General features: G+C 63.0%; 14 protein-coding genes. 8 read left to right on the forward strand and 6 right to left on the reverse strand.

The genetic code is table 11. The features are described from left to right. Positions 1-20 precede the first annotated feature (20 nt). Positions 21-704: a hypothetical protein gene (locus LU682_RS26960; RefSeq protein ID WP_049587477.1), complete on the reverse strand. Its 684-nt coding sequence runs from the start codon at positions 702-704 to the stop codon at positions 21-23. A 142-nt stretch (positions 705-846) separates the two neighbouring features. Here LU682_RS26960 and LU682_RS26965 point away from each other — a divergent pair, with 142 nt between their 5' ends. From LU682_RS26965 to yccS, 7 genes are all read left to right on the forward strand, one after another. Next, the gene (locus LU682_RS26965) at positions 847-2,649 is read left to right on the forward strand and encodes an acyl-CoA dehydrogenase (protein WP_010955524.1); all 1,803 of its coding nucleotides are present in this window, start codon (positions 847-849) and stop codon (positions 2,647-2,649) included. 31 nt (positions 2,650-2,680) lie between these two features. Continuing rightward, positions 2,681-4,123, forward strand: coding sequence for a TldD/PmbA family protein (locus LU682_RS26970; protein ID WP_049587479.1), 1,443 nt, complete (start codon positions 2,681-2,683; stop codon positions 4,121-4,123). Continuing rightward, positions 4,123-5,442 (forward strand): TldD/PmbA family protein, encoded by a 1,320-nt coding sequence (locus LU682_RS26975; protein ID WP_010955526.1) that lies wholly within the window; start codon positions 4,123-4,125, stop codon positions 5,440-5,442. The genes LU682_RS26970 and LU682_RS26975 overlap by 1 nt, the downstream gene beginning before the upstream one ends. A 109-nt stretch (positions 5,443-5,551) precedes the next feature. After that, positions 5,552-6,979: a multidrug transporter subunit MdtD gene (gene mdtD, locus LU682_RS26980; protein ID WP_003249408.1), complete on the forward strand. Its 1,428-nt coding sequence runs from the start codon at positions 5,552-5,554 to the stop codon at positions 6,977-6,979. Between the two features lie 112 nt (positions 6,980-7,091). Beyond that, positions 7,092-8,429: an ATP-dependent RNA helicase DbpA gene (dbpA, locus tag LU682_RS26985; RefSeq protein WP_232014161.1), complete on the forward strand. Its 1,338-nt coding sequence runs from the start codon at positions 7,092-7,094 to the stop codon at positions 8,427-8,429. Between the two features lie 122 nt (positions 8,430-8,551). Next, positions 8,552-9,733: a BaiN/RdsA family NAD(P)/FAD-dependent oxidoreductase gene (locus LU682_RS26990; protein ID WP_020190675.1), complete on the forward strand. Its 1,182-nt coding sequence runs from the start codon at positions 8,552-8,554 to the stop codon at positions 9,731-9,733. Between the two features lie 128 nt (positions 9,734-9,861). Beyond that, the gene (gene yccS / locus LU682_RS26995; RefSeq protein ID WP_010955529.1) at positions 9,862-12,045 is read left to right on the forward strand and encodes a YccS family putative transporter; all 2,184 of its coding nucleotides are present in this window, start codon (positions 9,862-9,864) and stop codon (positions 12,043-12,045) included. An 18-nt stretch (positions 12,046-12,063) separates the two neighbouring features. On the opposite strand, the gene LU682_RS27000 is transcribed toward yccS, so the two are convergent. Next, a complete protein-coding gene (locus LU682_RS27000) occupies positions 12,064-12,801 on the reverse strand; it encodes a substrate-binding periplasmic protein (protein ID WP_010955530.1) in 738 nt (245 codons plus the stop codon). Between the two features lie 153 nt (positions 12,802-12,954). Between LU682_RS27000 and LU682_RS27005 the strand changes: the two genes are divergently transcribed. Further along, entirely contained in the window at positions 12,955-13,407 is a 453-nt protein-coding gene (locus tag LU682_RS27005) for a GNAT family N-acetyltransferase (protein ID WP_010955531.1), read from the forward strand. A 23-nt stretch (positions 13,408-13,430) separates the two neighbouring features. On the opposite strand, the gene LU682_RS27010 is transcribed toward LU682_RS27005, so the two are convergent. The 4 genes from LU682_RS27010 to fba all read right to left on the reverse strand — a co-directional run bounded on the left by LU682_RS27010 (position 13,431) and on the right by fba (position 17,683). Beyond that, positions 13,431-13,727: a winged helix-turn-helix domain-containing protein gene (locus tag LU682_RS27010; RefSeq protein WP_010955532.1), complete on the reverse strand. Its 297-nt coding sequence runs from the start codon at positions 13,725-13,727 to the stop codon at positions 13,431-13,433. Between the two features lie 12 nt (positions 13,728-13,739). Further along, complete coding sequence (locus tag LU682_RS27015) at positions 13,740-14,240, reverse strand: M48 metallopeptidase family protein (protein ID WP_003249394.1); 501 nt, start codon at positions 14,238-14,240, stop codon at positions 13,740-13,742. 39 nt (positions 14,241-14,279) lie between these two features. Further along, positions 14,280-16,406: a putative bifunctional diguanylate cyclase/phosphodiesterase gene (locus tag LU682_RS27020; RefSeq protein ID WP_010955534.1), complete on the reverse strand. Its 2,127-nt coding sequence runs from the start codon at positions 16,404-16,406 to the stop codon at positions 14,280-14,282. Between the two features lie 212 nt (positions 16,407-16,618). Next, complete coding sequence (gene fba, locus LU682_RS27025) at positions 16,619-17,683, reverse strand: class II fructose-bisphosphate aldolase (protein ID WP_010955535.1); 1,065 nt, start codon at positions 17,681-17,683, stop codon at positions 16,619-16,621. Positions 17,684-17,708: the final 25 nt, after the last annotated feature.

The following is a 17,708-nucleotide window of genomic DNA, read 5'->3' on the forward strand; positions in this document are numbered from 1 at the left end:
GAGCTCCGGCCAAAAGTTGCTCAAACCATTGGTGAAAGCGCAATCAAAGCAGACAGCTGTGCTGCCATAAGCCCAATACCCAACAGCATCCAAAGCCAATTTGCCAGCGTGAACCGGCTGTTGGCCTTCCCTTCTTTGTCACCCGCACTGAAATTGATGCCCTTCTGCATGAACACCAGAATGATCAGCCAAGCTGCCTGAATGGCTAAACCCGCAAAATAGGCCGGCCACAGCTGGCCTTCCAACACGACGCCGGCAGCCACCCAGACAACGCAAAAACCGTAATAGCCCAGCGTGAGCCCTAGGATGGACCACGGATAGGTTTTACCTGAGTCGCGAATATGGTCATTTGCCCTTCTCAATAATGGATAGATGAAGAACACTGCAAAAGCGCTTCGCCAGAGCGGACTTACGCGCTCTCCCGTTTTCTCTCTATGCAGACTCCAACTTTGATAGAAGCAGTAAACCCAGTAGAAGCCCAAGGTAAAGAAAGTCATTACGCCAAATTTCATGGGTGAGACTACGAAGAAGGGAACCTGATTGCCGTTGGCCTCAGCCAAGTCAGCGGGGTGGGCATCACTCATCTGAAACGTTTCCTTGTGAACACCAAAAAGCACATTCAAGGCCAACTGACATTCGATCCGCAGCAGTCCATTTCCGATCGGGATTATGGGAAACGTCTCTATATTGTTCCGAGCAGGCATTACAGGACCTGACCTTGCGTTGGTTTCACCAATAACCGGCAGGCTTCCCGGCGTTCTCAACCCATATCACGCAAACCTATTAACCTGTCCCCAGTCTCACCACGCTCCTACACTCGCAGCATCCCGCCTCAGGACCGCCACCATGCCCGAGACCTTGCTCAGCCCCCGCAACCTCGCCTTCGAGCTCTACGAAGTCCTCGACGCTGAAGCCCTGACCCTGCGCCCGCGCTTCGCCGAGCACAGCCGTGAAACCTTCGATGCGGCACTGACCACCGCCCGCACCATCGCCGAAAAGTATTTCGCCCCGCACAACCGCAAGGCCGACGAAAACGAACCACGCTACGTGGACGGCCGCGCCGAGCTGATCCCCGAAGTTAAGCCCGCCGTCGATGCCTTCCTCGAAGCCGGCTTCCTCAACGCCAACCGGGACTTCGAGGTCGGCGGCATGCAGCTGCCCAGCCTGGTCTCGCAAGCCTGCATCGCCCACTTCCAGGCCGCCAACGCCGGCACCACGGCCTACCCGTTCCTGACCATGGGCGCGGCCAACCTGATCGAGAGCTTCGGCTCCGATGAACAGAAGCGCCTGTTCCTGCAACCGATGATCGACGGCCGCTACTTCGGCACAATGGCGCTGACCGAACCCCACGCTGGCTCGTCGCTGGCCGACATACGCACCCGCGCCGAACCAGCAGGCGACGGCAGCTACCGGCTCAAAGGCAACAAGATCTTCATTTCCGGCGGCGACCACGAACTGTCGGAAAACATCGTGCACATGGTGCTGGCCAAGCTTCCGGACGCCCCGCCCGGGGTCAAGGGCATTTCGCTGTTCATCGTGCCCAAGTACCACGTAAACCCGAACGGCAGCCGTGGCCCGCGCAACGATGTGCTGCTGGCCGGGCTGTTCCACAAGATGGGCTGGCGTGGCACCACCTCGACCGCGCTGAACTTCGGCGACAATGGCCAGTGCGTCGGGTACCTGGTCGGCCAGCCGCACCAGGGCCTGGCCTGCATGTTCCAGATGATGAACGAGGCGCGGATAGGCGTAGGCATGGGCGCGGTGATGCTGGGTTACGCCGGCTACCTTTACTCCCTGGAATACGCTCGCCAGCGGCCGCAGGGCCGACTGCCGGACAACAAGGACCCACACAGCCCGGCGGTACCGATCATCGAGCACACGGATGTGAAACGCATGCTCCTGGCGCAGAAGGCCTACGTAGAAGGCGCCTTTGATCTGGGCCTGTACGCCGCGCGCCTGTTCGACGACACCCATACGGCCCCTGACGAAAACGCCCGCAAGCCGGCGCAGGACCTGCTCGACCTGCTGACCCCGATCGTCAAATCCTGGCCCTCGGCGTTCTGCCTCAAAGCCAACGAACTGGCGATCCAGATTCTTGGCGGCCACGGCTACACCCGCGAATACCCGGTGGAGCAGTACTACCGTGACAATCGCCTGAACCCGATCCACGAAGGCACGGAGGGTATCCAGTCGCTCGATCTGCTCGGCCGCAAGCTGGCACAGCACAATGGTGCCGGCCTCAAGCAATTGATCCGCCTGATCGCCGCCACCTGCGAGCGCGCCAGCCATCACCCGAACCTTGACCCACTGCGTCAGCCGCTGGAGCAACTGGCCAACCGCCTGCAAGGCGTAACCCTGGCCCTGCTCGGCGACCTGGCCCAAGGCAAAGTCGCTGGTGCCCTGGCCAACTCTGCCTTGTACCTCAAGGCCTTCGGCCACTGCGTGATCGGCTGGCGCTGGCTGGAACAGGCGGTTCACGCCGAGCTTGGCATGCTCAAGGGAACGGCTGCTGATCGCGACTTCTACCTCGGCAAGCTGCAAGCTGCGCGTTATTTCCTGACCTGGGAAGTACCGGGCTGCCATAATGAGCTGGCATTGCTCGAGGCACACGACGATACCTGCCTCGGCATGCAAGACGGGTGGTTCTAGGGGGAGCCACCGTGTACACGGAGGCATCCGCATGTTCGATTCCAGCGCCCTGCTGCGCCAGCGCTTTGCTGCGCTGCGCAGTACGGCCGAGTTGTTTTCCCTGCGCCATGTGAAACAGTCGCACCAGGCGCTTTCGGTTCGCCGCAACGTCGCCGAACCACCCTTCTTCAGCCAGGATGAGGGCGCCATGCTCACCGTGCGGGTCAATGGCGTGGAGGCCTACGCTGCCACCGCCGACCTGTCCCAGGCTGGCCTGCAGCGCGCCCTTGAGCAAGCCGAGGCGCTGGCGCGGCAGATCGCCCGGCACAGCCTGCTGGACCTGCGCGAGCACGCCGTGACCAGCGCACGGCACGACCATGTGTCGCCCAACTTCGACCAACCCGTACCCAGCCTCGCCGACTGCCTTGGCCTGCTCGCCGCCGAATCGGCCAGCGTGCCCAAGGACAGCCGTTTGGTGGACTGGCAGGCCAGCCTGGGGCTGAGCCTGGTCGAGCAAACCTACCTGAACTCGGCCGGCGCCGAACTGCGCCATGCCCAGCGCTTCCTGTTCCCGGGCCTGGGGGTGACCGCCAGCGACGGCCAGGACAGCCAAAGCCGCAGCCTGGGCCGCGACAACTTCGGCCAACAGGGTGGTTTCGAGATCATCGAGCGCTGCGGCCTGGTCGGCGCGGCCAGCCGGGTGGCCGAAGAAGCACTGCAACTGCTGCTGGCACCGAACACCCCCAGTGGCCCGCGCGACCTGCTGTTGATGCCGGACCAGATGATGCTGCAGATTCACGAATCCATCGGCCACCCGCTGGAGATGGACCGCATTCTCGGCGACGAGCGCAACTACGCCGGCACCAGCTTCGTCAAAACCAGCGACTTCGGCCACCTGCAGTACGGCTCCAGCCTGCTGAACGTGACCTTCGACCCGACCATTGGCGAAGAGCTGGCCAGCTACAGTCATGACGACGACGGCACCCCGGCCAGCAAAGCGTTCCTGATACGCGACGGCCTGCTGCTGCGCCCGCTGGGTGGCGCGCTGTCGCAGTTCCGCTCTGGCCTGGACGGCGTGGCCAACAGCCGTGCCTGCGGCTGGAACCGCGCGCCGATCGACCGCATGGCCAACCTCAACATCGAGCCGGGCGACCAGTCTTTCGAGCAACTGATCGGAGGCATCGAGCACGGCATCCTGATGCGTACCAACCGTTCCTGGTCCATCGACGATGCGCGCAACAAGTTCCAGTTCGGCTGCGAATGGGGCCAGTTGATTGAAAATGGCGAGCTCAAGGGCATCGTCAAGAACCCCAACTACCGCGGCATCTCCGCGCAGTTCTGGCGCAACCTGTCGGCGGTTGGCGACCACAGTACCTTCCAGGTGCTGGGCACGCCCAACTGTGGCAAGGGCGAACCCAATCAGGTGGTGCGGGTCGGCCACGCCTCGCCGGCCTGTGTGTTCCGCCAGATCGATGTATTCGGAGGAGACGCCTGATGAAGCACGCTTTCGAAACCCTGGTCGGGGAGGTGCACGCCGCCCTTCAGGCGGGCGAGCAGTTCACCCTCGGTTACAGTGCCGAGCAATCGCAGTTCGTGCGTTTCAACCATGCCAAGGTGCGCCAGGCCGGCGAAGTCAGCCAGGCCAGCGCGCAACTGCGGCTGGTGCGCGATGGGCGCCAGGCGGAACAGCAGGTGACCTTGAGCGGCGACGTGCAACTGGATCGCCAGCGCCTGAACGTTGCGCTCGAGCAGCTGCGCCAGACCTTGCCGCTGCTGGCGCTCGACCCTTACCTGCGCCTGGACGAAAACGCCTGGCACAGCCATAGCCTGCAGGAACCCCCCCTGCCCGCACTGAACGAAGTACTGGCCCTGCTCGAGCGTGAAGCAGGTGACCTGGACCTGGTCGGCATCTACGCCGCCGGCCCGGTATGCCGCGGCTTCGCCAGCTCGTTCGGCGCCTTCGGCTGGCACCAGGCCAACAGTTTCAACGTCGACTGGAGCCTGTTCCACGATAATGGCCAGGCAGTGAAGGCCAACTATGCCGGCCAGGCCTGGAGTGCCGACGACTTCACCGCACGCCTGCGCCAAGCACGAGAGCAGTTGGGTTTCCTCGGCCGCCCGGCAGTTACCCTCAAGCCCGGCACCTACCGCGCCTACCTTGCACCTGCGGCCATGGACGAAGTCGCCGGCATGTTGTGCTGGGGCGGCTTTTCCGCGCAGGCCCTGGCCACTGGCAACAGCGCTCTGCAGCGCCTGTACAACGGCGATGCACGGCTTAGCCCGCTGGTCAGTTTTACCGAGCAGGTCAGCGGCTCGCTTAGCCCGGCATTTTCCGATGAAGGTGCGCCGCGCCTGGATGTGCCGCTGATCCAGCAAGGCGAGGCCCGGCAGCGGTTGATCAGTGCGCGCAGTGCGGCCGAGTTCGAGCTGCAGGCCAATGGCGCCGACGGCTACGAGTCGCCCTGTGCGCTCAGCCTGGCGCCGGGCAATCTGGCCAGTGCGCAGATCCTTGAGCGTCTAGGCACCGGGCTGTACATCAGCAACCTGTGGTACCTGAACTACTCAGACCTGCCAGCGGCGCGCATGACCGGGCTGACCCGCTTCGCCACTTTCTGGGTAGAAGACGGGCAGATCCAGGGGCCGGTGAGTACCATGCGCTTCGATGACAGCTTGTACAGCTTGCTGGGCAGCCAGCTGGAGGACCTGACCCAGGAGCGCGAGATGATCCTGTCGACCAGTACTTATGGACAGCGCAGTACCGGGTCGAGTCATTTGCCCGGGGCACTGGTCAAAGGCCTGACCCTGACATTGTGACTGGACTTGCCGGCCCTTTCGCGGCTAAAGCCGCTCCTACAAGGAACGCGTAACCCCTGTAGGAGCGGCTTTAGCCGCGAAAGGGCCGGCACTGACAAACGAGGACGTCATGCCCGAACGCACCCCGCTGGACCCCGTCACCGCCCGCTGGATCCCTTGGGTGGTGGCCATCGCCTTCTTCATGCAGTCCCTGGACGGCACCATCCTCAACACTGCCCTGCCGGCCATGGCCCGCTCGTTGGCCGAAGACCCCTTGCGCATGCAGGGTGTGATCATTGCCTACATGCTCACCGTGGCCCTGCTGATCCCTGCCTCAGGCTGGATCGCCGACCGATTCGGCACCAAGCGCATCTTCTTCAGCGCCATCTTGCTGTTCAGCTTTGGCTCGCTGCTGTGCGCTGCAGCCAACAGCCTTGGCTTCCTGATCTTCGCCCGCGTGGTGCAGGGCCTGGGCGGTGCGCTGATGCTGCCGGTCGGGCGGCTGGTGGTGCTGCGCGCCTACCCACGCAGCGAGCTGGTGCGGATCATGAGTTTCATCACCATCCCCGGCCTGCTCGGGCCATTGCTGGGCCCAACGGTCGGTGGCTGGCTGGTGGAAATCCTCAGCTGGCACTGGATCTTCCTGCTCAACCTGCCAGTCGGCCTGCTTGGCTGCATTGCCGTGTGGAAGTTCATCCCGGACTTGCGCGGCGCCGAGCGCACCACCTTCGACGGCCCTGGTTTCCTGCTGTTCGGCGCAGCCATGGTACTGATCACCATTGCCATGGAAGGCCTGGGCGAGCTGCACCTGCCGCACTTGCGGGTAATGTTGCTGCTGTTCGCCGGCATGGCCTGCCTGGCCGCGTACTGGCTGCGCGCCGGGCGCGACCCGGAGCCGCTGTTCTCGCCAAGCCTGTTCCGCGTGCGTACTTTCGCCATCGGCATCCTCGGCAACCTGTTCGCCCGCCTGGGCAGCGGCGCGCTGCCGTTCCTGGTGCCATTGCTGCTGCAGGTTGCGCTGGGCTACTCACCCGCCCAGGCCGGCATGAGCATGATCCCGCTGGCGGCGGCGGCCATGCTGGCCAAATCCATTGCCCGACCGCTGATCGAACGGTTCGGCTATCGCATCATCCTCACCGGTAATACCTTGCTGTTGGGCATCCTGCTGGCAAGCCTGGGCCTGGTGGACGAGCAGACCCCTTATTGGCTGCTGTTGGTGCAACTTGGCCTTCTGGGCGCAGTGAACTCCATGCAGTTCACTGCGATGAACACAGTGACGCTCATCGATCTCGACGACGCCAGCGCCAGCAGCGGTAACAGCCTGCTGTCGGTGGTCGCGCAACTGTCGCTGAGCCTGGGTGTGGCCTGCGCCGGCGCACTGTTGGGCGGCTTTACTGCGGCAGGCAGCGCCGAAGGCGTGGAAACCACCCTGGGCGCGTTCCAGCTGACCTTCGTCACCATCGGTGTAATGGCCATGCTGGCAGCAGCGATCTTCCTGCAGCTGGCGCCGACGGACGGAAGGCGTGCCCGTCGTCCGGAACAACACATGGAGTCGTAGGGCGAATGGCCACGAGGCTGGTAGACTATGCGGCATTTTTCGCTTCGCACCGCAGGCCCGCCTCGTGACCACCGAATCCACCGCCTTTGCCACCTTGCCGCTGTCCACTGCCATGCTGGCCAACCTGGAGGCCCTTGGCTATGCCTCGATGACGCCGATCCAGGCCCAGAGCCTGCCTGTCATCCTCAAAGGCCAGGACCTGATCGCCCAGGCCAAGACCGGTAGCGGCAAGACTGCCGCCTTCGGCATCGGCCTGCTCAACCCGATCAACCCGCGCTACTTCGGCTGCCAGGCGTTGGTGCTCTGCCCTACCCGCGAACTCGCCGACCAGGTGGCCAAGGAGCTGCGCCGCCTGGCCCGTGCCGAGGACAACATCAAGATCCTGACCCTGTGCGGCGGCGTTTCGCTGGGCCCACAGATCGCTTCGCTGGAGCACGGCGCGCACATCATCGTCGGCACCCCAGGGCGCATCCAGCAGCACCTGGACAAAGGCACCCTGGTCCTGGACGGGTTGAACACCCTGGTGCTGGACGAAGCCGACCGCATGCTCGACATGGGCTTCTTCGACGCCATCGCCAGCATCATCGGCAAGACCCCGTCGCGCCGCCAGACCCTGCTGTTCTCGGCCACCTACCCGGCCGGCATCAAGCAACTGGCCGCCGACTTCATGCGCAACCCTCAGCAGGTCAAGGTCGAAAGCCTGCACACCGACAACCAGATCGAGCAGCGTTTCATCGAGATTGACCCGCAGCAACGCCTGGAAGCCGTCACCCGCGTGCTCGGCCATTACCGCCCGCAGTCGTGCGTAGCGTTCTGCTTCACCAAGCAGCAATGCGAGGACGTGGTTGCCCACCTGACCGCCAAGGGCATCGTCGCCCAGGCCCTGCACGGCGACCTGGAGCAGCGCGACCGTGACCAGGTGCTGACCATGTTCGCCAACCGCAGCAGCTCGGTGCTGGTGGCTACCGACGTGGCCGCGCGCGGCCTGGACATCGATGGCCTGGACATGGTCATCAACGTGGAGCTGGCGCGTGATGCCGAAATCCACGTGCACCGCGTGGGCCGTACCGGCCGCGCCGGCGAGAAAGGCGTTGCGGTCAGCCTGGTGGCACCGGCCGAAGGCCACCGCGCCCAGGCCATCGAAGCGCTGCAGAATAGCCCGCTGCGCTGGGACCAGCTGGACAGCCTGAAAAACAAGGGCGGCGAGCCCCTGCTGCCGGTGATGACCACACTGTGCATTGCCGCTGGCCGCAAGGACAAGCTGCGCCCTGGCGACATCCTGGGGGCCTTGACCGGTGATGCCGGCATCCCGGGCAAGCAAGTGGGCAAGATCGCCATCTTCGACTTCCAGGCGTTTGTGGCCGTGGAGCGGGCGCTGGCCAAGCAGGCCATGCAGCGGCTGAACAGCGGCAAGATCAAGGGTCGCGCCCTGAAAGTCCGCATTATCTAAAGCCAGGCAAAGCCCCCTGTAGGAGCGGGTTTACCCGCGAATGCGGCAGTGAATGCACCATCGCATTCGCGGGTGAACCCGCTCCCACAGGGTTCAGCATTTCAAATCTGAAGGTTCATACCGTGCACTCCACCGACGTGATCATCCTTGGCGCCGGCGCCGCCGGCCTGATGTGCGCCCAGCTCAGTGCCCGTCGCGGCCGCCGGGTGCTGCTGCTCGACCACGCCAACAAGCCAGGCAAGAAAATCCTCATGTCCGGCGGCGGGCGTTGCAACTTCACCAACCTGTACACCGAGCCGGCCAACTTCCTTTCGCACAACGCGCACTTCTGCAAGTCGGCCCTGGCCCGCTACACCCAGTGGGACTTCATCGAGCTGGTGTGCAAGCACGGCGTGGCGTACCACGAGAAGAAGCTCGGCCAGCTGTTCTGTGACAACAAGGCCAGCGACATCCTCGACATGCTGCTGGCCGAGTGCGACGAGGCCGGTGCCGAGATCCGCATGCACACCAGCATCGAACAGATCGAGAAGACCGAAAGCGGCTACCTGCTGCAGACCAGCGGCGGCCAGTTCGCCTGCCAGTCGCTGGTCATCGCCACCGGCGGCCTGTCGATCCCGACCCTGGGCGCCACCGGTTTCGGCTACCAGGTGGCCCGCCAGTTCGGCCACACCCTGCTGCCAACCCGCGCTGGGCTGGTGCCATTCACCATCACCGAGCCCCAACTCAAGGCGATGTGCACCGAGTTGTCCGGCACCTCGCTGGACTGCACCGCCAGCTGCAATGGCACCAGCTTCCGCGAAAACCTGCTGTTCACGCACCGCGGCCTGAGCGGCCCGGCAATCTTGCAGATCTCGTCGTTCTGGGAAGCCGGTGACACGGTCGAGATCAACCTGTTGCCCGACCGCGATGCGCTTTCCTGGCTGCAACAGATGCAGGCCGAACGCGCCAACGCCGAACTGAAGACCGTGCTGGGCGAGGTGTTCACCCGCAAGCTGGCCAACTTGCTGGCCGAGCAGTGGTTCGAGTCGAAGCCAATGAAGCAGTACACCCCGGCGGAACTGGCGCAAATCGCCGAAAAGCTGGCGAACTGGCAGGTAGTACCGGCCGGCACCGAAGGCTACCGCACCGCCGAAGTGACCCTGGGCGGCGTGGATACCCGCGAGGTGTCGTCCAAGACCATGGAATCGCTGAAAAGCCCGGGGTTGTACTTCATCGGTGAAGTGCTGGATGTCACCGGCCACCTGGGCGGCTTCAACTTCCAGTGGGCTTGGGCATCGGCGAACGCCGCCGCGCAGTTCGTGTAGAGTAGAATCCTTTCAGCAGCACGGAACGCTTCTTGCTGGCCCGTGCTTGGCGCCGTTATTGGGGCCGCTGCGCGCCCCAATAACCGGCCCTGAAAGGTATTCTTCTGATCACCGCCTGGCAGGCCATCATGTCATCGAGCTCGTTCCGTCAGTCACTGCGTCGCCTGTGGGGCCAAGACAAGTTCAGCTACAGCATCCGGGTCACCATTGCCCTCACCGGCAGCCTGGCCCTGTGCTGGTACCAGAACGAGATGGCCCTGCTGATTCCGCTGTTCCTCGGCATCATCGCCAGCGCCCTGGCCGAAACCGACGACAGCTGGCAGGGCCGCCTCAGCGCCCTGGCCGTTACCCTGGTGTGCTTCGCCATCGCTGCACTGGCAGTCGAGTTGCTATTCCCCTACCCCTGGATCTTCGTCGTTGCCCTGGCCCTGGCTGCCTTTGGCCTGACCATGCTCGGGGCGCTGGGCGAGCGCTACGGCGCCATCGCTTCGGCCACCTTGATCACTGCGGTCTACACCATGATCGGCGTGGACCAGCGCGGCGGCCAGGTCACCGACTTCTGGCACGAACCGCTGCTGCTGGTGGCAGGTGCGGCCTGGTACGGGCTGTTGTCGGTGCTGTGGCAGGCGCTGTTTTCCAACCAGCCGGTACAGCAGAGCCTGGCCAGACTGTTCTTCGAGCTGGGCAGCTACCTGAAGCTCAAGGCCAGCCTGTTTGAACCGGTCCGCACGCTCGACGTCGAGGCACGGCGCCTGGAACTGGCCCAGCAGAACGGCAAGGTGGTGGCCGCGCTGAACGCAGCCAAGGAGATCATCCTGCACCGGGTGGGCAACAGCCAACCAAACTCGAAGGTAAGCCGCTACCTCAAGCTGTACTTCCTGGCCCAGGATATCCACGAGCGTGTCAGTGCCTCGCACTACCCCTACAACGCACTGACCGAGGCGTTTTTCCACAGCGACGTCATGTTCCGCTGCCAGCGCCTGTTGCGTAAGCAGGGTTCATCCTGCCAGGAACTGGCCCGCTCGATCCGCCTGCGCCAACCGTTCGTGCTGGCCAGCGGTTATCCAGAAGCCCTCGAAGACCTCAACGCCTCGCTGGAGCACCTGCGCATCCAGAGCAACCCGGCCTGGCGCGGCCTGTTGCGCTCACTGCGGGCACTCGCCGCCAACCTGGCAACACTGGACCGCCTGCTCAGTGCCGCCAGCAACCCGGACAGCCTGGCCGACGCCAGCGACAGCAGCCTGCTCGACCGCTCGCCGCGCTCGCTGAAGGACGTGTGGACGCGCCTGCGCACCCAGCTCACACCGACCTCGCTGTTGTTCCGCCATGCCTTGCGCCTGCCGCTGGCGCTGTCGATCGGCTATGGCATGGTGCACCTGATTCACCCGACCCAAGGCTACTGGATCATCCTCACCACGCTGTTCGTCTGCCAGCCCAACTATGGGGCCACGCGGCGCAAGCTGGTGCAGCGAATCTTCGGCACTGCCGTTGGCCTGACAGTGGGTTGGGCCTTGTTCGACCTGTTCCCCAACCCGGTCATCCAGTCGTTGTTCGCCGTGGTTGCCGGGGTGGTGTTCTTCGTCAACCGCACCACCCGATACACCCTGGCCACTGCCGCGATCACCCTGATGGTGCTGTTCTGCTTCAACCAGATCGGCGATGGCTACGGCCTGTTCCTGCCGCGCCTGTTCGATACCCTGGTCGGCAGCCTGATTGCCATTCTTGCAGTGTTCCTGTTCCTGCCTGACTGGCAGGGCCGACGGCTGAACAAGGCGCTGGCCAATACCCTGGCCTGCGCCAGCGTGTACCTGCGCCAGATCATGCAGCAGTATGCCCACGGCAAGCGCGACGACCTGGCCTACCGCCTGGCCCGGCGCAATGCCCACAACGCTGACGCGGCGTTGTCCACCACCTTGGCCAACATGCTGATGGAGCCGGGGCATTTCCGTAAGGAGGCCGACGTTGGCTTTCGCTTCCTGGTGCTGTCGCACACCTTGCTCAGCTACCTCTCGGGGTTAGGCGCGCACCGCGACACGGCGTTGCCAGCCGAGGTGCAGGAGCAGTTGATCGAAGGCGCCGGGCAAAGCCTGGCCAGCAGCCTGGACGAAATTGCCAACGGCCTGGCCGCGCGGCTGCCGGTGGCGATTCACAGTGATTCCGAAGAGGCGTTGGCCAATGCCCTGGAGCAGATGCCGGAAGATCTGGATGAGCATCAGCGGTTGGTGCAGACGCAGCTGGCGTTGATATGCCGGCAGCTGGGGCCACTGCGGACCCTGGCGGCACACCTGATCAAGGAGAATGCCCCGGCCTGATCGTTTTAGTGCCTGTGCTCAAAAGCCGTACTGACGCAGCAGCCGGGCATAGCTGCCATCGGCCTTCATCGCCGCTATCGCCTGCTCGAAGCGCTCGACGATCCGATCATGCTCCGGGTGCTTCAGGCTGACCAGAATATGCAGGGTGTTCTCCCCCAGCGGCGGATCCACCAGCATCACCCCATCACGCACGTCCTGCGGCTCACGCTGCAGGTTGTAGCGGGCCACGTACTCGTCTTCCACCGCCAGGCTTACCCGCCCTGCCGCCAACATGCGTACCGCAGAAGAAAAGTTGCGCACCGGCACTTTGTGCAGACGGGGATCCCCGTCGAATTCCGGTGAATAGGCGTAATCACGCACTACGGCAATGCTATAGGCATAAAGGTCAGACAGACGCTTGTAGCTAAACGCCTCGCCCTTACGCTGCAGCAGGCGAATACGATTACTCAGGTAGGCGCTGGAGAATTGCCCGATATTGGCGCGCGAGTCGTTGTACCAGGCATTGATCAGCACGTCGTAGCGCCCTTCACCTACCCCCAGCAACGCACGCGCCCACGGCACCTCTTCATAGCCGCTGGCGTAGCCGGCACGCGCCAGTGCCGTGGTAACGATGCTGGTCGCAAGGCCACCGCCCGGCATCTTGGCATCGGTGAACGGTGGCCAGCTATCGGCCACCAGGCGTAGCTTGGCGTGACCCGGGGCAGGTGTTGCCAGCATCGTTGCCAGCAATCCCAGAACACAAAGCAGTGGCCGCATGCTCACGTCCTTTCGCAATGGAGGGCAACACTGCCAGTGAGATTACACAAAGCGGTTGCCGAGGGCAGCGGCCAATAGTGTCATTTAGCCTCTATTTTGGCCGAAGCACATGCAGCATGCGATGATCGAGCCCCATCCAAGGAGTTCGTGCCCATGTCAATCGACTGGATCTGCAAGCACCACGCCGACCTCGGCAAGGAGCAGCTCTATGCCATCTTGCAGCTACGCACTGAAGTACTCGTGGTGGAGCAGCGCCACGCCTACCAGGAAGTCGATGGTCAGGACCTGACTGGCGATACCTTGCACCTCATGGCCTGGCAGGAAGACAAGCTGGTGGCCTACCTGCGCCTGCTGGATCCGCAGTCACAAGGTGGGGATGTGGTGATCGGACGAGTGGTGACATCACCGCAGGCGCGAGGTTTGCAGCTCGACGAAAGCTTGCTGCTCAAGGGGCTGGAAGCGGCGGAGCATTGTTGGCCGGGGGTGCCGGTTTATCTGTCGGCTCCGGCGCATTTACAGGCGTTTTATGCCCGCCATGGGTTTGCGGTGGTGGGCGAGGAGTTTTTGGAGGACGGCATCGCGTCCATTGGAATGCGCAAGGGATGAGCCCACCCTGTGCGGGCCGCACATCAGGGGTAACCCAGCACTTCGCGGATCTGCCGCAAGTGACGGATGATCCACTGCTTGTCGATCGCCCCCCAGTCATGAATGCGATAATGCCCGGCGTGGTTGCGTGCGCCTTCCTGCTGTTCGAACTCGCAGACGATGTCCAGGTCGGCCAGCGCGACGATAGTGTCCTGAGCTGTGCGACGGGGCATGCCGGTGGCCTCCATCAGGGCGGGCACGCTGGTCGCGGTCTGGCTATCGATCAGCCAGGCCACGTACAGGCGGCGGTAGAAGCTGCTCTTGGTCTTGCTCACTTCCATGCTGCATGTTCCTTAGAGGTTGCCCGGCAGCTCCCGATAGGTCAGGTAGACGCGCAGGTCGAATTCCAGTTGGTGATAGTCCGGCTCCATGTGCTGGCAGAGCTGGTAGAACGCTTTGTTGTGATCTCGCTCGCGCAGGTGCGCCAACTCGTGCACAACAATCATGCGCAAGAACTGTGGCGCGGCCTCCTTGAACAGCGAGGCAATGCGGATTTCCTTCTTCGCCTTGAGCTTGCCACCCTGCACCCGCGACACCGCCGTGTTCAAGCCCAGGGCCCGATGCGTCAGATCGAGGCGGCTGTCGAACAGTACCTTGTCCAGGTTTGGCGCACTTCGCAGGTACTGTTGGCGCAGATCCTGGGCATAGCCATACAGCGCCTTGTCGCTTTGCACGTCATGGCGGTCAGGGTAACGGCGCTGCAGGTATTCACCCAGGCGGTCGCTGTCGATCATCTGCCGCACCTGCGCCTGCAGGTGCGGGGGGTAGGCTTGCAAGTAACGTAGTACGGTCATGGCGCTGTATTCGGCGTAACGAATGCCGATTCTAGCCAATCACGGCCCTGGCCAGGAGAAAATTGCCGGGAAGCCGCTAGCGTCAGTCGCGGTCATCGGATAAGCCACCAGGAAACCCTGAACGTATTCGCAACCATTGGCCTTTAGCCAGGCGGCCTGCGCCGGGGTCTCCACACCCTCGGCGATCACCGTGATACGGTAGTCGGCGCACAGGCCGATCACGCTGCGAACCAACGCAGCATCTACCGTCGAATCGGGCAGACGTGCCACCAGATGACGGTCAAGCTTGAGGGTGTCGATAGGCAGGTCGCGCAGCATGCGCAACGAACAGTCACCCGCACCGAAGTCATCCAGGGCCACCCTCACGCCCAGCTCACGCAAGCGGTGTATCTGTTTGACGGCCGCGTCGATGTTATACATCAGCGACGTTTCCGCCACTTCCACCTCCAACTGCGTCGGGACAAGCTGGTAAAGCTGGATGACCCGTTGCAGCTCTTCGACCAGGCCAGGCATGACGAACTGCGCGCGGCTCAGGCTGATGCCGAGCACAAGGTCCGGCGGAAACCGGTCGTACCAGGCCTGCCGCTGGGCGGCCCCCTGGCGGTAGATCCAGCTGGCCAGGCGGTTGATCAGCCGTGCTTCTTCCAGCAACGGGATGAACAGCCCCGGCGGCACATCGCCAACGCTGGGGTGCTGCCAGCGCAGCAAGGCCTCGAAACCACGCAGGCGGCCATCGTGGAAGGCGACCTGTGGCTGGTACACCAAGGTAAAGTCCTGCTGCTCGATGGCCATGCGCACGCTGTCCTCGAGCATCAATCGCGAGCGCGCCCGTCCGTTGAGTTCCTGGTCGTAGAAGCGGTATTGCTGACGCCCCGCTTGCTTGGCTGCGTACATTGCTGCATCGGCCGAACGCAGCAGGCCTTCGACATTGGCGCCACAGTCCGGGTAGGTGGCAATGCCGATGCTGACCCCAAGGCACACATCGAGCCCGTCTACCTCATGGCTGATGGAAACACGTTCGAGCAACCGTTCGGCAAAACGCCCGGCCTGCTCCGGGTAGGGCAAGCTGTCAAACAGTGCAGTGAACTCATCACCGCCCATACGCGCCAGCAAGGCCTCACTGCCCAGGCAGTCCTTGAGCTGCTCGGCCACCCAGCGCAACACCCGGTCGCCCGCGTCGTGGCCGAGCGAGTCGTTGATGCGCTTGAAGCCATCCAGGTCCATGTACATCAGCGCCTGCGCCTTGTCAGAGCGCTCGTTGCGCAACAGTGCACCTTCAGCCGCCTGGTAGAAACCACGGCGGTTGAGCAGGCCGGTTAGCGGGTCAGTAATGGCCTGGTATTCCAGCTGCTGGTGCAAGTTACGCACTGCCGACATGTCCAGCACGGTCACCACCATGGCCTGTTGATCGGCCGGCAACGGCGCACAGGACAGCGCCACCGGCACAAGCTCACCGCCTTGGGTACGCAGTTGGGCATCGTGTACGCGGTAGATCTGCCGCCCCTGGTAGGCCTTGTAGAAGTCCGACTCGCGCCACAGGCTGGTACTGGTCAGTTGCACAACGTCGAGCAATTGGGTGCCCTGCAGGTGTTGCACCGGTGCCGCCAGCAAACGGGAAATGGCCGGATTGGCAAAACGGATGATGCCATGGGCATCAACCACCAGAATGCCTTCGGCGGCATTTTCCAGGATGGACGCATTGAAGGCCCTGGCCGTCTCCAGCTCACGACTCAGCTGCTGCAGCATGCGCCGGTTGCGCTGCTGGTCGAGCAGCGCCTGGACCTTGGGCTTGAGGATTTGTGGGTCGAACGGTTTGAACATGTAGTCCACGGCGCCGCTGGCGTAGCCTTTGAGCACGGCCGCTTCGGACTTTTCGTTGGCGGTGAGGAAAATGATCGGGGTCAGTCGGGTACGCTGATTGCCGCGCATCAGCCGGGCGACTTCAAAGCCGTCCATTTCCGGCATCTGTACATCCATCAACACCAGGTCGACTTCGTATTCAAGCAACGCGCTCAAGGCTTCTATCCCAGAGCTTGCCGTCAATACTTGCCAATCCTGCCGGGCCAGCAAGGCCCGCATGCTGATGAGGTTCTCGGGGTAGTCGTCTACCACCAGAAGAACTGAGCTGCCATCCAGTGGCTGCTGTTGAGGGTAAGCGCCATCCATGCTGCTTCTCTGTTATGTGACCGACTTCAAAATACGGTTGGATCCATTAGTACTCTAGACCTGAGGCTGCAACACGCAATGCAATCAGAACGCTATCAATGATCAAACTGTACGGTAGCCGACTAACGGTCGGTCTGCCGGAATTATGTACAGGTTTCCATCTCCCATAAAAAAACCCGCATCGCTGCGGGTTTTTCAGGGTTACCTGTCGATCAGTTGACCTTGGCGGCCAGTTCACCTTTCAGGTAGCGCTGGTACATGCCTTCCAGAGAGATCGGCTTGATCTTCGAGGCATTGCCCGCGGTGCCGAAGGCTTCGTAACGCGCGATGCACACGTCGCGCATGGCCTTGATGGTTTCACCGAAGAACTTGCGTGGGTCGAACTCGCTCGGGTTCTGCGCCATCAGACGGCGCATGGCACCGGTAGAGGCCAGACGCAGGTCGGTATCGATGTTGACCTTGCGCACGCCGTGCTTGATGCCTTCAACGATTTCTTCAACCGGTACACCGTAGGTTTCTTTGATGTCGCCGCCGTACTGGTTGATGATCGCCAGCCACTCTTGCGGTACCGAGGACGAACCGTGCATCACCAGGTGGGTGTTGGGGATGCGCTTGTGGATTTCCTTGATACGATCGATGGCCAGCACGTCACCGGTTGGTGGCTTGGTGAACTTGTAGGCACCGTGGCTGGTACCGATGGCGATCGCCAGGGCGTCGACCTGGGTCTTCTTGACGAAGTCGGCGGCTTCTTCCGGGTCGGTCAGCATCTGGCTGTGATCCAGCACGCCTTCGGCGCCGATCCCGTCTTCTTCACCGGCCATGCCGGTTTCCAGGGAGCCCAGGCAGCCCAGTTCGCCTTCAACCGAAACGCCGCAGGCGTGAGCCATGGCAACGGTCTGCTGGGTAACGCGGACGTTGTACTCGTAGTCGGTCGGGGTCTTGCCGTCTTCACCCAGCGAACCGTCCATCATGACCGAGCTGAAGCCCAGCTGGATCGAGCGCTGGCAGACGTCAGGGCTGGTACCGTGGTCCTGGTGCATGCACACCGGGATGTGCGGGAACTCTTCGATGGCAGCCAGGATCAGGTGGCGCAGGAATGGCGCACCCGCGTATTTGCGGGCACCGGCCGAAGCCTGAACGATCACCGGGGAGTCGGTCTTGTCGGCCGCTTCCATGATGGCGCGCATCTGCTCGAGGTTGTTGACGTTGAAAGCTGGTACGCCGTAGCCGAACTCGGCGGCGTGGTCCAGCATCTGGCGCATGCTAATGAGTGCCATTGTGTATCTCTCTCCCGACAAGCGT

It is taken from the genome of Pseudomonas alloputida, from assembly GCF_021283545.2.
Classification (GTDB): Bacteria; Pseudomonadota; Gammaproteobacteria; order Pseudomonadales; family Pseudomonadaceae; genus Aquipseudomonas; species Aquipseudomonas alloputida.

What these genes read in the sequence shown, in the direction of transcription:
- LU682_RS27015 (WP_003249394.1), bottom strand. Translation starts at nt 14,240, where the DNA reads ATGACCGTACTACGTTACTTGCAAGCCTACCCCCCGCACCTGCAGGCG.
- fba (WP_010955535.1), bottom strand. Translation starts at nt 17,683, where the DNA reads ATGGCACTCATTAGCATGCGCCAGATGCTGGACCACGCCGCCGAGTTC.
- LU682_RS27010 (WP_010955532.1), bottom strand. Translation starts at nt 13,727, where the DNA reads ATGGAAGTGAGCAAGACCAAGAGCAGCTTCTACCGCCGCCTGTACGTG.
- LU682_RS27000 (WP_010955530.1), bottom strand. Translation starts at nt 12,801, where the DNA reads ATGCGGCCACTGCTTTGTGTTCTGGGATTGCTGGCAACGATGCTGGCA.
- mdtD (WP_003249408.1), top strand. Translation starts at nt 5,552, where the DNA reads ATGCCCGAACGCACCCCGCTGGACCCCGTCACCGCCCGCTGGATCCCT.
- LU682_RS26960 (WP_049587477.1), bottom strand. Translation starts at nt 704, where the DNA reads ATGCCTGCTCGGAACAATATAGAGACGTTTCCCATAATCCCGATCGGA.
- dbpA (WP_232014161.1), top strand. Translation starts at nt 7,092, where the DNA reads ATGCTGGCCAACCTGGAGGCCCTTGGCTATGCCTCGATGACGCCGATC.
- LU682_RS26965 (WP_010955524.1), top strand. Translation starts at nt 847, where the DNA reads ATGCCCGAGACCTTGCTCAGCCCCCGCAACCTCGCCTTCGAGCTCTAC.
- LU682_RS26975 (WP_010955526.1), top strand. Translation starts at nt 4,123, where the DNA reads ATGAAGCACGCTTTCGAAACCCTGGTCGGGGAGGTGCACGCCGCCCTT.
- LU682_RS26970 (WP_049587479.1), top strand. Translation starts at nt 2,681, where the DNA reads ATGTTCGATTCCAGCGCCCTGCTGCGCCAGCGCTTTGCTGCGCTGCGC.
- LU682_RS27005 (WP_010955531.1), top strand. Translation starts at nt 12,955, where the DNA reads ATGTCAATCGACTGGATCTGCAAGCACCACGCCGACCTCGGCAAGGAG.
- LU682_RS27020 (WP_010955534.1), bottom strand. Translation starts at nt 16,406, where the DNA reads ATGGATGGCGCTTACCCTCAACAGCAGCCACTGGATGGCAGCTCAGTT.
- yccS (WP_010955529.1), top strand. Translation starts at nt 9,862, where the DNA reads ATGTCATCGAGCTCGTTCCGTCAGTCACTGCGTCGCCTGTGGGGCCAA.